Genomic DNA, 16113 nt, shown 5'->3' with positions numbered 1-16113 from the left:
TGTCTGGCATAAGCGGGCTATCCCGATCATGCCGCCGGGATTCGCGCGAGAGCAAGGCGCAACTTCGCAGAGGCCGATGCCTCGAACGGTGCGAGCGCGATGACCGGCAAGTCGACGCCCAGCACGTCCTCGCGGGCCGGCTCGGGCATGCGCTCGATCTTCTCCGGCGTCACGAGGTCGACCAGCAGCGCGACCGGCACCCGGGCACGTTGCCTGGACCGGCCGACCTGCACGATGCCGAGGCCCCGCACCTCCATCAGGCCCGAGATCGTGCCTGGCGGTGCGGCGATGAGGGAGCGCCCGCGCCTGAACAGGGCGGTCTGGTCGTCCGCCACCAGCTTCGCGCCGGCATCGATGAGGCGCAGCGCCAGGTCCGATTTGCCGGCGCCCGAGGGTCCGCGCAGCAGGACGCCGCGCCACTGGCGGCCGCTTGCCTGCAGTGCAACGCAGGTCGCGTGGACGTAGGTCTTTACCGTGACGGTCACTTCCGTCCGCTGGCCGAGGGCAACCGCACCGTGAAGCGCGCGCCCAGGACCCTGCCATCCGGCGCGCGCCTGTTGCTCGCGGCGATCGTGCCGCCGTAGGTCTCGACGATCTGGCGGCAGATCGAGAGGCCGAGGCCGGAATGCTGGCCGAAATGCTCGGTGGGGCGCTCCGAGTAGAAGCGCTGGAAGATCGATTCGAGATTGTCCTCGGGAATGCCCTGGCCCTCGTCGTCGATCGTCACGACGAACGGCCCGTTTCGCGGTTCGCGGCCCAGTTCGACGATGATCTTCGAGCCCTTCGGCGAGAAGGAGATCGCGTTGTCGATGACGTTACGGAAGACCTGGCCGTAGCGCCCGTCATGCCCGTGCGCCACGAAGGGCGGATTGGCGGCGACGCGATACTCGACCTCGACGCCGGACTTCTGGTTGGCGGTCACGGCGTAGTGATGGACCATGTCGCGCAGCAGCTTGTCGAGTTCGACCGGGCGGACCTCGCCGCGCATCAGCTCGGCATCGAGGCGCGAGGCGTCGGAGATGTCGGAGATCAGCCGGTTGAGGCGGTTGATGTCGTCCATGACGATGCCCATCAGCTTCGCGCGGCGCTCGGCATCGAGATTGGGATGGCCCGCCATCTCGATCGCCGAGCGCAGCGACGTCAGCGGGTTCTTGAGCTCATGCGCCACGTCGGCGGCAAAGCTCTCGATGGTGTTGATGCGCAGCCACAGCGCCTCGGTCATCGAGCGCAGCGCGTCGTTCAGGTCGCCGATCTCGTCGCCGCGCTTGCCGAGATCGGGGATCTCCGGGCGGCTTTCGCGGGCGAGGCGAACCTCGTCCGCGGCACGGGCCAGACGCACGATCGGCTGGGTGATGGTGCCGGCAAGATAGAGCGACAGCAGTACGGTGATCCCGAGCGCGGCTGCCGCGATGGTCAGCATGTCGTAGCGCACCTCGCGCAGCGATGCGGCGATGGCGCGATTGTCGCGCGTCAGCAGCAGGGCCCCCAGCACCTGCTTGTAGCGCTGCACCGGCACCGCCGCGCTGAGGATCAGCCGGCCGTCGCCGGCGCTGCGCACGGCGGAGGCGTTGAACCCTCGCAGCGCGCTCGCGGCTTCGGGGAAGTCGCGCAGGGTCGGCACCGGCTTGTCGACGTATTCGGGATAGTGATCGACGCGCGAGAGCTGGCGGGCGATCCATTCGCTGACGCGATCGGCAATGTTCGTCTCTGCCTCGGGCGGCGCGCCCGGCGTTTCGGGCGGCGGCAGGGGCACGACGTGTATGCGGCCGACCTCGTTCAGCATCGCCGAATCGCCCAGCAGTTCACCTGTCTCGCTGAACAGCCGGGCGCGCACGCCGGTCGGGCGGACGAGGCGCGTCAGCAGCTGGCGCGCGGCGTCGGCGTCCATGCGGTTGACCGTCGTCTCGCCGCCGACCACCGCGACCTCGCCGATGCCGGCGGCCACCATCTCGCCCTGCACCAGCAGCGAGGCGAGCTCGGTGTCGATCAGCTCCTCCTCGTAGTCGCTGAGGTAGACGGCGCCCAGGGTGAGCAGCGCCACCGGGATCAGGTTGAGCAGCAGGATGCGCCGGGTCAGCGGCGAGTGGCCTCGACCCACGCTGCGCCGCCGGCGCAGCAGCGACGGCGAATCGGCGGAGCCCGTCGCCGGCGGTGGCGCCTTGCGCACCGCACGTGGAAACAGGCGGCCGAGCGCCGTCGCGATCCGGGAACTTAGAGTCGGTGACCCGAGCGGACGCGGCGCGGGCTCAGGAGTCGCGGTATCGATATCCGATGCCATACAGCGTTTCGATCTGCTCGAACTCGCCATCGACCTCGCGGAACTTGCGGCGGACGCGCTTGATGTGGCTGTCGATGGTGCGGTCGTCGACGTAGATCGTCTCGCCGTAGGCCGCGTCCATCAGCTGGTCGCGGTTCTTGACGTGGCCGGGCCGCTCGGCAAGCGACTTCAGCAACAGGAACTCGGTGACCGTGAGGTGCACCTCCTTGCCCTTCCAGGTGCACTGGTGGCGGCTGGGGTCGAGGACCAGTTCGCCGCGCACGATGCGCTCGGCGGCGGACTCGCCCTTGGCGCCGCCCACGTCGGCCCGGCGCAGCACGGCGCGGATGCGCTCGAGCAGCAGGCGCTGCGAGAACGGCTTGCGGATGAAATCGTCGGCGCCCATGCGCAGGCCCAGCACCTCGTCGATCTCCTCGTCCTTCGAGGTGAGGAAAATCACCGGGAACTGCTGCGTCTTGCGGATGCGGTTGAGGAGTTCCATGCCGTCCATGCGCGGCATCTTGATGTCGAAGATGCCGAGGTCGGGCGGTGCCTGGTTGAGGCCTTCCAGAGCCGATGCCCCGTCGTTGTAGGTCTTGATCTGGAACCCTTCGGCTTCGAGCAGCATCGACACCGAAGTGAGGATGTTGCGATCGTCGTCGACGAGGGCGATGTTCTTGCGCACGGCGTGGCTTCTCCTGCAGCGGACAACGGCAATTCGACCATGCTATCACAGACCGGGCCGTCGCCGCCGCCTCCCCGGTCCACAATACTCAACGAATAATTGCGGCTTTTTTGAACCGAAAATGACCCAAGACGACATGTCTCGCACCGTGCGTGCCCTCCTGCGCGGCCTCGATCGGGCGTCCCTGGCCACATTCCTGCCCGCCGAACCGGCCGGCTGGCCCTACGCATCGCTGGTTCTGGTGGCGGTCGATCACGACCTGACGCCCATCCTTCTGCTGAGCGATCTGGCCGAGCATACGCGAGCGATCCAGGCCGACGGGCGGGTTTCCCTGCTGTTCGACGGTACCGCGGGGCTCGATCAGCCTCTGACCGGGCCGCGCGTCACCGTGCTGGGGCGCGCCGAACGGACGCAGGACGAAAGGCTGAAGGGCCGATTCCTGGCCCGTCATCCGGACGCGTCGCTCTATGCGGGCTTCAAGGATTTCGGCTTCTATCGCGTCGCCGTCGAGAGGGCGCACCTGGTCGGTGGCTTCGGCAAGATCCGCTGGATCGAGGCGGCGGAACTGGCGGCTCCACAGGCCCCGGGCCTCGCCGAGGCGGAGCCGGGCATCGTCGGTCACATGAACGAGGACCATGGCGACGCCGTGCAGCTTTATGCCGAGAAGTTGATCGGCCGGACTGCCGGGGGCTGGACCATGACGGGAATCGATCCGGAGGGTCTCGACCTTCGGCGGGGCGGCGAGACCGCCCGGATCGACTTCGACGCTCCGCTCAAGGACGCCGGCGAAGCGCGCAAGGTGCTGGTGGCCCTGGTCGCCCGGGCGCGGACCGCTCCTGCAGCGAAACCGCAGCGAGAATGATTCCGCGGCGCGGCATTCATTTCGCGGTTGCGAAGTCCGATCCACATGATCCTCGACACTAACTTGTCGCAGGCCCTTGCCACCCTATAGCCCTACCAGTAGCGCATAGGGCAAGAACACCCTTTGCCATTCGGATCAGCCGGAAAGCAGGAGAAACGCTGTGCATCAGGCGGGCTTCGTCGTACCGAAACTTGGACTGGAAACGCTCGGACTCAAGAACCCGGGCAACGTCTACTGGAATCTCCAGGTTCCCTCGCTCTACGAGGAGGCGGTCCGCCGCCGCGAAGGTGTGGTGGCCGATGGTGGCGCCCTGGTCGTCCGCACCGGCATCCACACCGGCCGCTCGCCCAACGACAAGTTCATCGTCGAGGATTCCGAGAGCAAGCCCCGCATCGACTGGGGCAAGACCAACAAACCCATCACCCCCGACCGCTATCGCGCGCTCTACAACCGCATGCTGGCCTACGCGCAGCGCCGCGATCTCTTCGTGCGCGACTGCTGGGCTGGTGCCGATCCCGCCCATCGCATCGGCGTGCGCGTGGTCAACGAGACGGCGTGGCACAACCTGTTCGCCCGCAACATGTTCCTGCGGCCCCGGCGCGAGGAACTCGAAGGCTTCAGGCCCGAGTTCACGATCCTGAACCTGCCGGGCTTCCAGGCCGATCCGAAGCTCGACGGCACGGCGTCGGACTGCGCCATCCTCGTGAATTTCACCGACCGCGTCGTGGCGATCTGCGGCACCTGGTACGCCGGCGAGATCAAGAAGTCGGTGTTCACGATCCTGAACTACCTGCTGCCGGACAAGAACGTGCTGCCGATGCACGCGTCCGCCAATCTCGGCCCGAAGGGCGACGTCGCGGTCTTCTTCGGCCTGTCGGGCACCGGCAAGACCACGCTTTCGGCCGATCCGACGCGCACCCTTATCGGCGACGACGAGCATGGCTGGGCCGAGGACAGCCTCTTCAATTTCGAGGGCGGCTGCTACGCCAAGGTGATCAAGCTCAGCCGCGAGGCCGAGCCCGAGATCTACGCCACCACCGGCCGCTTCGGCACGGTGCTGGAGAACGTCGTGATCGATCCGGCGACCGGCCGCCTCGATCTCGACGACGGCGCCTACACGGAAAACACCCGCGCCTGCTATCCGCTCGACTTCATCCCGAACACCTCTTCCACCGGCATCGCCGGCACGCCGGAGAACATCGTGATGCTGACGGCGGACGCGTTCGGCGTGCTGCCGCCGATCTCGCGGCTGTCGCCGGAGCAGGCGATGTATCACTTCCTCTCGGGCTACACGGCGCGCGTCGCCGGCACCGAGAAGGGCGTCACCGAGCCGCAGGCGACCTTTTCGACCTGCTTCGGTGCGCCGTTCATGCCGCGCCATCCGACCGTCTATGCCAAGATGCTGGGCGAGAAGATGGCCCGCCAGAACGTGAAGTGCTGGCTGGTCAACACCGGCTGGTCGGGCGGCGGCTTCGGCGTCGGCGAGCGCATGTCGATCCGCCATACGCGCGCCATGGTGCGCGCCGCGCTCGACGGCACGCTGGCGGGTGTCGCCTCCTCGACCGATCCGCACTTCGGCATGCAGGTGCCGAGCGCCTGCCCCGACGTGCCGGGCGACGTGCTCAACCCGAAGAACACCTGGAAGGACAAGAAGGCCTACGACAGCGCCGCACGCGATGTCGCCCAGCGCTTCGAGAAGAACTTCCAGCAGTTCGAGAGCCACGTCGACGACAAGGTCAACAAGTCGGCCATACGCGCCGCCGCCTGAGGCCAGCGCGACATCGCTTCTGCACGGCGGACATCCTATGATGTCCGCCGCGTGAGCCCGATCTCCGAAAATTCCCTTCCTGCAGCGGCAGCCGCCATACGCCGGCGCTGGCGCCTGCCCATGGTGGCGGCGCTGGCGCTCGCCTTCGTCTCGCTCTCGCTGATTTCCGGCGTCGCCTACATCGTCGTTCTGGCCGGGGCGAGCGGTACGGCTGAACGGTTGCTGGTCGATCGGGCCGCGCGCGTGGTCGACGGCCAGGTTGCGCTCGTGCGCAGCCGGCTCGACCCGGTGGGCGAGCAGCTCGAACTGATCGCGGGGCTCGCCGCGGCCGGGCGCATCGACATCGAATCGCCCGTTGACGTCCGCGAGTCGCTGGCGGTCATGATGCAGCAGGTGCCCGCCGTTTCGGCCGTGGGCTTCGCCACCCTCGACCTCAAGCTGCACCGCGCCATCCGCGAGCCGGATGGCCATATCGATCGTGACACGGTCTCGCTGGTCGACATGCCGCAGGGCATGCAGCGGTTTCGCCAGCTCCAGACGGCACAGAGCACCTTCTGGGGCGCGATGTTCTGGAGCGAGTCCCTCCAGCAGCCGGTGGTCAACGTCCGGACGCCCGTGCGCCGCATCGACAACGCCTTCATCGGCGGCCTGATCGCCACGGTGGCGGTCGGCGATCTCTCCTATCTCATCGATCCCAAGAGCGGCGGCGACGGCGGCTTCTTCATCCTGATCGGCCGGGACAAGGTCCTGGCGGCGCGCCGCCTCATCGACCCGCGCGGGCTGGGCCTCTCCGAGGACCATCCGCTGCCCACGATCAAGGACGTCGACGATCCCGTCCTCGCCAAGATCTGGGATCCTCCGGTGCGCTCGCCGCAGATCGACCGCGCGCTGGGTTCGCTCGGCCATGTCGTCGAGTCCGGCGGGCGGCGCTGGGTGTTCGTCTATCGCGAGTTGAAGCGCTTCGGGCCCGACCCGTGGCTGATCGGCCAGTACTACCCGATCGAGGATGCGACCAGCGATCTCGACCGGCTGACCAACGGCGCCATCGTGGGCGCCATCACCCTGGCCGTGGCGGCGCTGCTCGCGCTGCTCATGGGGTTGAGCATGGCACGCTCGATCCGGACCCTGACGTCGGCCGCCGAATCGATCGAGCATCTCAGGTTCGACGAGCCTTTCCACGGCCGGTCGCGCCTGCGCGAGATCGACGATGCCGGCCACAGTCTCGACAAGGCGCGCGGCGCGCTGAAATGGTTCGGCGCCTACGTTCCGCATCGCCTGGTCTTCCGGTTGATGGAGCTCGGCGAGGACGCCGTGGCGTCGCGCCGCCGCGTCGTCACCGTGATGTTCACCGACATCGTGGGCTTCACACCGCAGGCCGAGGACCTGCCGGAGCAGGAAACGGCCGACATGCTCAACCATCACTTCGCCCTGCTGGGCGCCTGTATCGAGAACGACCAGGGCGTGATCGACAAGTATATCGGCGACTGCGTGATGGCCGTATGGGGCGGCCTCTCCAAGATGGAGGACCATGCCGACCACGCGGTGCATGCCGCGCTCGAGATGGCGCGGGTCGTGAGGGAGGACAATCGCCAGCGGGCCGCCTCGGGCAAGGCGCCGGTGCGACTGCGAATCGGTCTTCACTCTGGACCGGTGGTCGTCGGCAATATCGGCGCGCCGGGCCGCGTCAATTACACCGTCGTCGGCGACACGGTGAACGTCGCGCAGCGCTTCGAGCAGCTCGGCAAGGAATTCCTGCGCGACGACGAGGACGTCATCGTGCTCGCGAGCGGCGATACGATCGAGGCGATGAAGCATCCGGAAGTGCTGGGCCAGTTGCCGACGCCGGAATTGCGGCACGTGAAGGGCAGGGACGAGCCGGAGCAGGTCTATCGCCTGGTGTGAATGAAGGCCCCGCGCTGGACGGGATACGGTCTTCGCCGGTACTGTGCGGCCGTTCTTTTTCGTCGGCATTTTGAGGAGACGAGCAGCACATGGAACGACGCAAACTTCTTGCATTGTCGACGGCCGCTCTCGCTCTTGCCCCCTTCCACGCGCTGCGTGCGCAGGACTCCAACCAGCCGTTCACCCGCGAGCAGCTCGACCAGATGCTGGCGCCGATCGCGCTCTATCCGGACGCGCTGCTGGCGCAGGTGTTGATGGGCGCGACCTATCCGCTGGAGATCGTGGAGGCGGCCCGCTGGTCGCAGGCCAATCCCAACCTGAAGGGCGACGCCGCGGTCGCCGCTGTGAAGGACAAGAGCTGGGACGTCAGCGTGAAGTCGCTGACCGCCTTCCCGCAGACGCTCCAGATGATGAGCAACCAGCTCGACTGGACCCAGAAGCTCGGCGACGCGATGATCGGCCAACAGAAGGACGTGGCGGCCGCGGTCCAGCGGCTGCGCGCCAAGGCCGAGGCGGCCGGCAACCTGAAGTCGACGCCGCAGCAGAAGGTGACGACGCAGTCGAGCGGCGGCGCCAATGCGATCGTGATCGAACCGGCGAACCCGGAAGTCATGTACGTGCCGTACTACAATCCGGCCTGGGCCTACGGCCAATGGCCGTATCCGTCCTATCCGCCGCCCTATTATCCGCCGCCGCCCAACTACGGCGCGGCGCTGATGACCGGCCTGATGTTCGGCCTCGGCGTGGCGGCGGGTGCTGCGATGTTCGGCGGCTGGCACTGGGGCTACAGCGGCGGCGGCTGGGGCAACAGCTACACCACCGTGAACGTCAACCGGGCGACCAGCATCAGCGCCAACAACTTCAACGCCGACCGCTATCGCAACGGCCAGTGGAACCACGATCCGGCGCATCGCGACGGCGTGCCGTACCGGACGCCGGCCGAGCGTCAGGAGTTCGGCCAGCATCGTCCCGATGCCCAGCAGCGCGAGCAGTTCCGCGGCCAGCTCGACGGACGTGGCAACTACACGCAGCGGCCGGGCGAGAATCGGCCGGCCGAGAACCGTCCCGCGGAGAACAGGGCGGCGGAGAATCGCGGTTTCGAGAACCGGTCCGCCGGCGATCGCGGCGCGTTCGGCGACATCAACCGTGGCGGCGCCGGTGCCAGCCGCGACTTCGAGCGCGGCAGCCAGTCCTGGGGCAACCGGAGCTGGGGCGGCGGCGGCGGTGAGCATTTCGGCGGTGGTGGCGGCAGGTTCGGGGGAGGACGGCGATGAGCGGCACGATGTTCCGGCGCGGCCTCCTGGCCCTTGTCGCGTTCGTCGGCCTTGCGGGGGGCCTCGCAGGGGGTATGGCGGGCGGTGCGATCGCCCAGCAGGCGGCCCAGTCCACGGCAAAGCCGCAGGGTTTCCCGACCGCCGAGGCGGCCGCGAACGCCTTCACCGAGGCCGTCCGCAAGATGGATACGAAGAGCCTGGGCGAGCTGCTCGGGCCGGAATGGCGCGAGTTCGTGCCGGCGACCTCCGAGCAGCTCCAGGCTCGGCGCGCGGCCTATCTGGCCGCCTGGGACGCGGCCCATGAGGTCAAGATTTCGGGCGACAAGGCGACGGTCGTGGCCGGCAAGGCCGGCTGGACGCTGCCCATCCCGATCGTGAAGGACGGGACGGAATGGCGGTTCGATGCGGTGGCGGGGTGGCGCGAGATGCGCCTGCGCCAGATCGGACATGACGAAACCGCCGTCATCCAGACGATGCTGGCCATCGTCGACGCCCAGCGCGACTACGCCGCGATGGATCCGATGAAGACCGGCTCGCCGGTCTATGCGCGTCGCCTGCTCAGCTCGCCCGGCAGCAAGAACGGCCTCTACTGGGAGACCAAGCCCGGCGAGCCGCAGAGCCCGCTGGGGCCGGCCGTCGCCCGCGCCCAGGTGGACGGCAATTCGCCGGACGGCCATTACGGCTACTACTTCCGCCTGCTCTATGCGCAGGGGCCGGCGGCGCCCGGCGGCGCCCGCGACTACATCGTGAACGGCCGCATGATCGGCGGCTTCGCAGCCATCGCCTGGCCGGTGCGCTACGGCGTGACCGGGGTGATGACGTTCATCGTCGACTACAAGGGCGAGGTCTATCAGCAGGACCTCGGGCCGGAGACGGCGCAGCGCGCCGGGATGATGACGACCTTCAATCCTGATAAGGGTTGGGTTAAGGCGGACATGACGCCTCCGTGACGGAGGCGTCCGCGTGAAGGGGAGAGGTTAGATGAAGACGAAAATCCTGACGCTGATCGTGGCTGCGGGTTTCCTCGGCGGTTGCAACCAGCCGATGTCCGATGGCGAGAAAGGTGCGCTCGTGGGCGCGGCCGCCGGCACCGGTATCGGCCTCGTGACGGGCGGCAGCTTCGGGACGGTAGTCGGCGCCGGCCTGATCGGCGGCGCGGTGGGCTATCTCGGCGGCACCGCCATCGGCAACAGCAAGTAGGGGCGATCGGCATGACCTCCAGGATCCTCCTCGCCCTCGCGGGCTTCGGCGCCGTCGCCGCCGTTGCGACCTCGGCCCAGGCCCAGATGCCGCCGCTCAACTTCGACCAGGCCGCCTACATCACCTGCAAGGAAGCGCATGCGATGAACCCGGAAGCCCGCAAGGCGCTGGCGGTGTTCCTCGCGGAGCATTCGGCGCGTGTGCGCGGCGTGGTGATCCCCGACGGCGAGCAGGGCGCCCAGCTCGCCCACCTGGTGCGCGGCGGCTGCACCCTGTCGCCCGACGCCTACCTGTTCACGGTGGTGGATCGCGCCATCCTGGCCGAGATGGCCAAGCTGCCGAAGCGCCGCTAGTTACGTCTCGCTACAGCTTCCAGCGGGTCACGCCGAGCGCTGCCAACAGCAGGTGGGTGGCGTGACGCAGGCGGCAGAGGCGAAGTCCTGCGCGTCGGAAGTCTTTCATCTGGAGCGCCGACGGATACCCGAGATACTGGCCGTCCGAGAGCCGCTGCGCTTGTCCCGTGGTCCTGTCGGCCGCGAGACGCGCCAGCGCGGTCGGCAGGGCGCGCGCACCGGCGGAGAAGAATTGCGTCGTCAGTTCGCCGACCGACGTCGCGCCATCGATCGGCACTTCGACCTGGGCAATGATGCGGCCGGCGTCGATCGTGCCGTCTTCAATCGCGTGAACCGTGGCGCCTGAAATGTGCTCCTGCCTCGCTCGCGCCCACAGCACGGGGCAGGGGCCACGCAGTCTTGGCAGCAGGGACGGGTGAACATTCACCGCCGCCACCTTCGGCAGACCGATCAGAGGGGGCTGCAGGATCTGGTCGAAATTCATGACGACGATGAAATCGGGGGCGCAAGCCTGTACCTCGGCAAGCGCCTCGGCGGAATTGACGTCGGATGTTTCGACGAACCGCGCACCATGGCGCCGCGCCAACTCGGGCAACGTCGCCAGTGAAGGGGGGCGGCCGGTGAGGCGCGAGAGCCAGCGCGCGAAAAAGGCGACGACCGGTACCGATATCAGGTCGAAGCCCAACCAGAGGTTGAGAGGGATCCCGAAGCGCCGGAAGCCAGAGGTCGTCTGCTCCCAGAAAGTGCCGTGACTGGAGCCGAACCGCCGCGAGGACAGGACAAGGCCAATGTGGTCGCCGAGCTCTGCGAACACCGCGTTCAATGCCGGAAGGCAGCACAGGCTGTCGATATGGCAAAATACGATGGTGCGCGTCTTTGGCCCGTTCTCCGTGGCGGAGGGCATGCGGCCCTACTCCTTCAACATCCGCGCACTCAGCCAGGCGGGAAGCAACGCCGTAAACCAGACGCCGATGGCGAGGCCGAAGGGGAATGCGATGCGCGGCCTGTTGCGGGAGAGACCCTGCCGAATGATCTGCGAGGCGCGACCGGTGCTCATCGTTTTCGGTCTGGGATCGGCAATCGCATCGGTCATGCGGCTCGTGACATAGCCCGGGCAGACGACGCTCAGCCCGACATTCGCCTTTGCGAGGGGGAAGCGAAGGCTCTCTCCCCAGACGCGTATCGCGGCCTTGCTCGCGTTGTAGGAAGCGGATCGCGGACGACCGAAGAAAGCCGCAAGGGACGCGATCACGCCGACCTGTCCTGCACGCCGTGCCATGAGGCGATCGATCAGCGGTTCGACGGTGTTGAGTACGCCGGTGACATTTACCGCGATGGTCCTGTGGGCCGAATCGAAGGGTTCGATTCCCAGGTTGTTCTGATCGAGCGATATTCCGGCGTTGGCAATCAGCAGGTCGACGGGATATGCGTCGTCGAACGCCCTCAGCCAGTGCGCCATTGCAGATCGGTCGGTGGTATCGACGGTATCGGCGAGCACGATCGCGCCCTTGGCTCGGCAGGCATCCGCAACCGCGGACAGACGCCGGGCGTCACGGCCCGTCAGACCAAGAACGACGCCGGTAGCGGCATAGTCGATGGCCAGCGCCTCCCCGATGCCACTCGAAGCGCCAGTGATGATGATGTGGCGGAATGTTTTCATGTGGGGCAGAAGTCCCGAAATGATAGTGACCTTGCGGGTGGTGGACCACGCATTTATGTTGATCGGCAGCGCATTGGCCGATGGTCGAAAGTCGGGACGTGACCCGTAGATTGCTGTTCGACGTCACCGGGCTGCTTCACTGGTACGCCTTTTTCCCGAATCCCTCTGGCATCCAAAGGGTGACCGAAAAGCTGCTGTCCTCGACCGCCGTTCAACGGAGCGCGCAGGTGGAGTTCGTGGCGCGGGCGCTTGGCGGTGACGTGCTGTACAGGGTCGATGGCGGCACATTGCGTGACCTCCAGGATCCGCTGCGGCGCCAGGCGGCGATAGCCCGCCTGCGCGCCCTCTTCACGATGACCATGCGACAGGCAAGGCGCAGGGGGCCGTCGTCGGACATGGCCATCGTCCACGTTCCCTACTTCCTCCTCGGCCGGGCTCGTCTGGAGTCGGTGGTCGAGGCATGGTTCGGCAGGCGATTGCCGACCGCCCTGCCGCCGCTGGACGTCGTGCCGGAGCCCGGGCCGCAGGACACGTTCTTCAACCCAGGAGATTTGTGGTGGCAGAATCACTATGCCCCGTTCGTGCTTGGGCTGAAGGCCCGCACAGGGGTGAAGGTCGTGCAGATGATTCACGACCTCTTCTTCCTCGAACGGCCCGACTGGGCTTCGCCGACCTTCAAGCACACATTCGTGTCCACGTTCGGCCGGGTCGCCCCCGGCGTTGATCGTTGGCTGACCAATTCGGCCTTCGTGAAGGAACAGCTCGGGACCTACATGGCGAGCCACTCGCTGCCTCCGCGACCTGTCGAGGTCCTACCCATGGGCTGGGACAGTTTCGCGGTTCCAAGGGGGGAGGATTGCTCCGGCCCCACGGCGGCGCTCCGGCGCTACGGGCTCGTCGGTCGCCCCTTCATCCTGTTCGTCGGAACGGTCGAGCCACGCAAGAATCTGGCAACGCTCCTCGATGTCATGGAGGGCTTGCGCCGGGATCTCGGCGAGCGTGTCCCGGGATTGGTGGTCGTGGGCGGCTACGGCTGGAGCGCGAAGGGTCTTGCGGCGCGCCTGTGGCGTACCCCGCACACCAAGTGGTTGACCAGGGTTCGCGACGCCGATCTGTCCATCCTCTACCGCGCCGCGCTCTTCACCGTGTCGCCCAGTCATTCCGAGGGATGGGGACTGCCGGTGCAGGAGAGCATCGCCCATGGCGTGCCCTGCATCGCCTCGGACGGCGGAGCGTTGCGCGAGTCCGGCCATGGCCTCGCGGTTCATTTCGATTCTTCCGATCCGGCGAGCTTGAAATCCGCGATCGCCCACTGGATCACCGATGCCTCCGCCCTTCAGCGAGAGCGGGTGAGAATTGCCGAGGCCCTGGGCACGAAGCGTTTCCCGACGTGGAACGATGCGGGCCAGGTGTTGCTGAAGCAAGTGAGTCTCGACGGGAACGGAAGCCACCTGTGAGCGCACGGTTGCTCTACGACCTCACGGGGCTGGTTCATTGGTATGCCTACTTCCGGCACCCAGGCGGCGTGCAGAGAGTTATCGAAAAGGTGGCGTCCTCAGATGTCGTCCGCCAATCGCCCGCCGTCGAGTTCGTGGTGCGCATACTCGGCAGCGATCGCTTCTACAGGATCGCCCCCGAGCTGATTGCCCACCTCGGGAGCGGTCGCTCCTCGGCAATATCGCGCCTGCGACGCATCCTGGCGCAGGGGTTGAGATTGGCGACGCTTCCGGAAATGATGTCCGAAGGTCGTCATTTCCATCTGCCGTATCTGGCGGCCGGGCTGACCCGGATGGAAGGCCTCATCGAGGCCTGGACGGAAGGAGCCGCGCGCGAGTCGTCGCCGGCGCTCGACATCGTTGCGCCGCCCGGCGCGCAGGACGCGTTGTTCAATCCCGGCGATCTCTGGTGGCAGAAGAAATACGCCGCGACGGTCGCCGGCCTGAAGAAGCGAACCGGGGTGCGGATCGTCCAGATGATCCACGACCTCTATCTCATCGAGCGGCCGGAATGGACTCCCGCCGGCGCGGTGCGGATCTTTGCCAGGCAACTTCACGGAATCGCCCCGAGCGTGGATTGCTGGCTGACCAGTTCGCAATTCGTAAGGCACCAGGTGCAGCGCTACCTCGCTGACCGGTCGGTCCCGGAAAAGCCGATCGCCGTCCTGCCGATGGGCTGGGACAGCTTCGATGCCTTGCGCGACGCGACCCGCGATCGTCTCTCCCAGCGCATGGTCCTCGAGCGTCACGGACTGACCGACAGGCCCTTCGTGCTGTCGGTCGGCACGATCGAGCCCCGCAAGAACGTGCCGGCGCTTCTCGATGCAACCGATGGGCTGCGCGCCCGCTTTGGCGACGCCATGCCGCTCCTGGTCGTAGCCGGCGGCTACGGCTGGAAAGCGGCCGAGGTGCGCGCCCGGCTGGCAGCGGGCTCCCGCAACGGCACTCTGCTCTGGCTCGACAATCTTTCCGACGGCGATCTCGGCGTCCTCTACAGGAACGCTCTCTTCACGGTCATGCCGAGTCACGGTGAAGGCTGGGGGCTGGCGGTACAGGAGAGCCTTGCTCTCGGCGTACCCTGCATCGCCTCGAGTGCCGGGGCGACACGCGAGGCCGGGCTCGACCTCGCCACGTATTTCGATCCCGCAAGTGCCGAGGGATTGGCGCGGGCAATGGCCGCCTGGATCTCCGACGGCGCGGCCTTGGCGGCCGCGCGGGACAGGATCGCGCAGGCGCTGGCGACGCGGAGGTTTCCCAGCTGGAACGACGCGGGAAGCGTGCTGCTCAGGTCAGCTTTATCATGACGTGCCGGGCATAGGCCGGGCGCGTCGTCAGCCGCTCGTACCACGCCCGGACGTTCTTCAGGTCCGGGCGTTCTATTTCCAGCGCATACCAGCGATGGATGAAGCAGCCGACCGGGATGTCGCCGATCGTGAAATGGTCGCCCGCGACGTAGCGCTTGCCCGCAAGCCAGCCGTCGAGCCGACCGAACAGCCGGCCGGCCTCGGCGGCGGCCTTGCCGATGGCCGCCATGTCGCGCTTTTCCGGCGGCGTGCGGATCAGGCCCCAGAAGGCGATGCGCATCGGCTCGGCGATGGTGCTGAGCTGCCAGTCCATCCAGCGGTCGGCCTCGCTGCGCTGCCCGGGGTCGGTGGGCCACAGCGAGCCCGCGGCATATTTGGCTGCGAGATAGCGCACCGCCGAATTGCTCTCCCAGATGACGCGCCCGCCATCGTCGATGGTCGGCACGACGCCGTTCGGGTTCATGTCGAGGTACCATTTCTGGTCGTTGCCGCCGAACGCCCCGCCGACGTCGGTGCGCTCGTACTTCACGCCGCACTCATCGGCGCACCACAGCACCTTCATCACGTTGATCGAATTGGCGCGTCCCCAGATTTTCATCGGATCACTCTCCTTGAGTTCAGCATTCCCATTCAGGCTTCCCGTCGACGATGCGCAGGATTTGTTTCGCGTTCGGATCATCGTTGGGGAACGGAGATTCTCCTTGGAATCCTACTCGCGAGTCGTCGAGCCACACGGGATTGGACCGCAGGCCATATTCTTGGCCCGTTCCCGGACACGAAGGTAGGCCTGGCAGGCGAATTCCGATGGGCGTTGCCTGCCTCAGGTCTATCAGTTCCAGGCCGCCGTTCGGATACCCAATGCTGTTGTCCACGCCTATCGCATACTTGCCCGAAGGCGAGAGAAGAGGTGGAGATCCGACGGGCAAGAGGCGGCCGTCCCGAGCGGAGGCCAAATACACTTCCAGTCCTTCCCAAAGAGCGACTTCGACGATGTACTGGCGATGGCTTGGCCAATATCCGATCAGTCGATGCTTTCGGCAGCCATCATATCCTTCGCAAGACTCGCCGACGATGGTGTTGTCGATGAACTTCAGGGACCGATCGTTATCGAGCTTGAGCTGGAGGACGATCCCATTGCGATAGGCGCGGTCGCGCAACTTCTCCAGAGCCGCACGGTCGGCGCTGTCTGGAACGGAGATATGCTGACTCTGCCAGTCGCAGCATTTCTCCTGGACGACCACTGCGATGGAAGGAGTCGTGATAAGCGGCGGCAGGGCCCCTATTTCCTGCGCGAACACGCCGGGGGCGACTGCCGCAAGGAGCAGGGCGAGGAAGGCGCGCACGCTCTCGCC

At 66.8% G+C, this 16113-nt stretch carries 16 protein-coding genes; 9 read left to right on the top strand and 7 right to left on the bottom strand.

The features are described 5' to 3' along the window. Nucleotides 1–26 precede the first annotated feature (26 nt). From LJ725_RS11670 to LJ725_RS11660, 3 genes are read right to left on the bottom strand one after another with little or no spacing between them, the layout of a single operon-like run. The gene (locus LJ725_RS11670) at nucleotides 27–485 is read right to left on the bottom strand and encodes an HPr kinase/phosphorylase (protein WP_230550825.1); all 459 of its coding nucleotides are present in this window, start codon (nucleotides 483–485) and stop codon (nucleotides 27–29) included. Further along, entirely contained in the window at nucleotides 482–2278 is a 1797-nt protein-coding gene (locus LJ725_RS11665; RefSeq protein ID WP_230550824.1) for a sensor histidine kinase, read from the bottom strand. The genes LJ725_RS11670 and LJ725_RS11665 overlap by 4 nt, the downstream gene beginning before the upstream one ends. Next, the gene (locus tag LJ725_RS11660) at nucleotides 2247–2942 is read right to left on the bottom strand and encodes a response regulator transcription factor (RefSeq protein ID WP_082752272.1); all 696 of its coding nucleotides are present in this window, start codon (nucleotides 2940–2942) and stop codon (nucleotides 2247–2249) included. Before LJ725_RS11660 ends, LJ725_RS11665 begins: the two co-directional genes overlap by 32 nt. Nucleotides 2943–3063: 121 nt before the next feature. On the opposite strand from LJ725_RS11660, the gene LJ725_RS11655 reads away from it, so the two are divergent. The 7 genes from LJ725_RS11655 (at nucleotide 3064) to LJ725_RS11625 (ending at nucleotide 10301) form a co-directional block, all read left to right on the top strand. Then, on the top strand, nucleotides 3064–3804 hold the full coding sequence (locus LJ725_RS11655) for a HugZ family pyridoxamine 5'-phosphate oxidase (RefSeq protein ID WP_230550823.1): 741 nt from the start codon (nucleotides 3064–3066) through the stop codon (nucleotides 3802–3804). Between the two features lie 160 nt (nucleotides 3805–3964). Beyond that, nucleotides 3965–5572, top strand: a complete 1608-nt coding sequence (locus LJ725_RS11650) for a phosphoenolpyruvate carboxykinase (RefSeq protein WP_329958358.1) — start codon at nucleotides 3965–3967, stop codon at nucleotides 5570–5572. Nucleotides 5573–5623: 51 nt separating this feature from the next. Beyond that, a complete protein-coding gene (locus LJ725_RS29170; protein ID WP_230550822.1) occupies nucleotides 5624–7474 on the top strand; it encodes an adenylate/guanylate cyclase domain-containing protein in 1851 nt (616 codons plus the stop codon). 89 nt (nucleotides 7475–7563) lie between these two features. Continuing rightward, nucleotides 7564–8748, top strand: coding sequence for a DUF3300 domain-containing protein (locus LJ725_RS11640; RefSeq protein ID WP_230550821.1), 1185 nt, complete (start codon nucleotides 7564–7566; stop codon nucleotides 8746–8748). Next, nucleotides 8745–9698 (top strand): DUF2950 domain-containing protein, encoded by a 954-nt coding sequence (locus tag LJ725_RS11635; protein WP_230550820.1) that lies wholly within the window; start codon nucleotides 8745–8747, stop codon nucleotides 9696–9698. Before LJ725_RS11640 ends, LJ725_RS11635 begins: the two co-directional genes overlap by 4 nt. Before the next feature lie 31 nt (nucleotides 9699–9729). Further along, nucleotides 9730–9948 carry a complement resistance protein TraT gene (locus tag LJ725_RS11630; protein ID WP_230550819.1) on the top strand — a complete coding sequence of 73 codons (219 nt, stop codon included), beginning with the start codon at nucleotides 9730–9732 and terminating at the stop codon, nucleotides 9946–9948. Nucleotides 9949–9959: 11 nt separating this feature from the next. Beyond that, nucleotides 9960–10301, top strand: coding sequence for an HdeA/HdeB family chaperone (locus LJ725_RS11625; protein ID WP_230550818.1), 342 nt, complete (start codon nucleotides 9960–9962; stop codon nucleotides 10299–10301). A gap of 10 nt (nucleotides 10302–10311) precedes the next feature. Here the strand turns inward: LJ725_RS11625 and LJ725_RS11620 are convergent, their stop codons facing one another. Together LJ725_RS11620 and LJ725_RS11615 are read right to left on the bottom strand one after the other, a co-directional pair. Next, nucleotides 10312–11205, bottom strand: coding sequence for a methionyl-tRNA formyltransferase (locus LJ725_RS11620; protein WP_230550817.1), 894 nt, complete (start codon nucleotides 11203–11205; stop codon nucleotides 10312–10314). Nucleotides 11206–11211: 6 nt separating this feature from the next. Next, complete coding sequence (locus LJ725_RS11615) at nucleotides 11212–11961, bottom strand: SDR family NAD(P)-dependent oxidoreductase (RefSeq protein ID WP_230550816.1); 750 nt, start codon at nucleotides 11959–11961, stop codon at nucleotides 11212–11214. Between the two features lie 110 nt (nucleotides 11962–12071). Here LJ725_RS11615 and LJ725_RS11610 point away from each other — a divergent pair, with 110 nt between their 5' ends. Together LJ725_RS11610 and LJ725_RS29165 are read left to right on the top strand one after the other, a co-directional pair. After that, complete coding sequence (locus LJ725_RS11610; RefSeq protein WP_230550815.1) at nucleotides 12072–13418, top strand: glycosyltransferase family 4 protein; 1347 nt, start codon at nucleotides 12072–12074, stop codon at nucleotides 13416–13418. After that, complete coding sequence (locus tag LJ725_RS29165) at nucleotides 13415–14761, top strand: glycosyltransferase family 4 protein (protein WP_230550814.1); 1347 nt, start codon at nucleotides 13415–13417, stop codon at nucleotides 14759–14761. The genes LJ725_RS11610 and LJ725_RS29165 overlap by 4 nt, the downstream gene beginning before the upstream one ends. Here the strand turns inward: LJ725_RS29165 and LJ725_RS11600 are convergent. Further along, the gene (locus LJ725_RS11600) at nucleotides 14742–15359 is read right to left on the bottom strand and encodes a glutathione S-transferase family protein (protein WP_230550813.1); all 618 of its coding nucleotides are present in this window, start codon (nucleotides 15357–15359) and stop codon (nucleotides 14742–14744) included. The genes LJ725_RS29165 and LJ725_RS11600 overlap by 20 nt on opposite strands. A gap of 19 nt (nucleotides 15360–15378) precedes the next feature. Next, entirely contained in the window at nucleotides 15379–16104 is a 726-nt protein-coding gene (locus LJ725_RS11595; RefSeq protein ID WP_230550812.1) for a hypothetical protein, read from the bottom strand. Nucleotides 16105–16113: the final 9 nt, after the last annotated feature.

It is taken from the genome of Reyranella aquatilis, from assembly GCF_020880995.1.
In the GTDB taxonomy this organism is placed as follows: Bacteria; Pseudomonadota; Alphaproteobacteria; order Reyranellales; family Reyranellaceae; genus Reyranella; species Reyranella aquatilis.
This window is presented reverse-complemented; position numbering and strand designations above follow the sequence as displayed.

What these genes read in the sequence shown, in the direction of transcription:
- LJ725_RS11655 (WP_230550823.1), top strand. Translation starts at nt 3,064, where the DNA reads ATGACCCAAGACGACATGTCTCGCACCGTGCGTGCCCTCCTGCGCGGC.
- LJ725_RS11620 (WP_230550817.1), bottom strand. Translation starts at nt 11,205, where the DNA reads ATGCCCTCCGCCACGGAGAACGGGCCAAAGACGCGCACCATCGTATTT.
- LJ725_RS11635 (WP_230550820.1), top strand. Translation starts at nt 8,745, where the DNA reads ATGAGCGGCACGATGTTCCGGCGCGGCCTCCTGGCCCTTGTCGCGTTC.
- LJ725_RS11665 (WP_230550824.1), bottom strand. Translation starts at nt 2,278, where the DNA reads ATGGCATCGGATATCGATACCGCGACTCCTGAGCCCGCGCCGCGTCCG.
- LJ725_RS11615 (WP_230550816.1), bottom strand. Translation starts at nt 11,961, where the DNA reads ATGAAAACATTCCGCCACATCATCATCACTGGCGCTTCGAGTGGCATC.
- LJ725_RS11625 (WP_230550818.1), top strand. Translation starts at nt 9,960, where the DNA reads ATGACCTCCAGGATCCTCCTCGCCCTCGCGGGCTTCGGCGCCGTCGCC.
- LJ725_RS11600 (WP_230550813.1), bottom strand. Translation starts at nt 15,359, where the DNA reads ATGAAAATCTGGGGACGCGCCAATTCGATCAACGTGATGAAGGTGCTG.
- LJ725_RS11630 (WP_230550819.1), top strand. Translation starts at nt 9,730, where the DNA reads ATGAAGACGAAAATCCTGACGCTGATCGTGGCTGCGGGTTTCCTCGGC.
- LJ725_RS11640 (WP_230550821.1), top strand. Translation starts at nt 7,564, where the DNA reads ATGGAACGACGCAAACTTCTTGCATTGTCGACGGCCGCTCTCGCTCTT.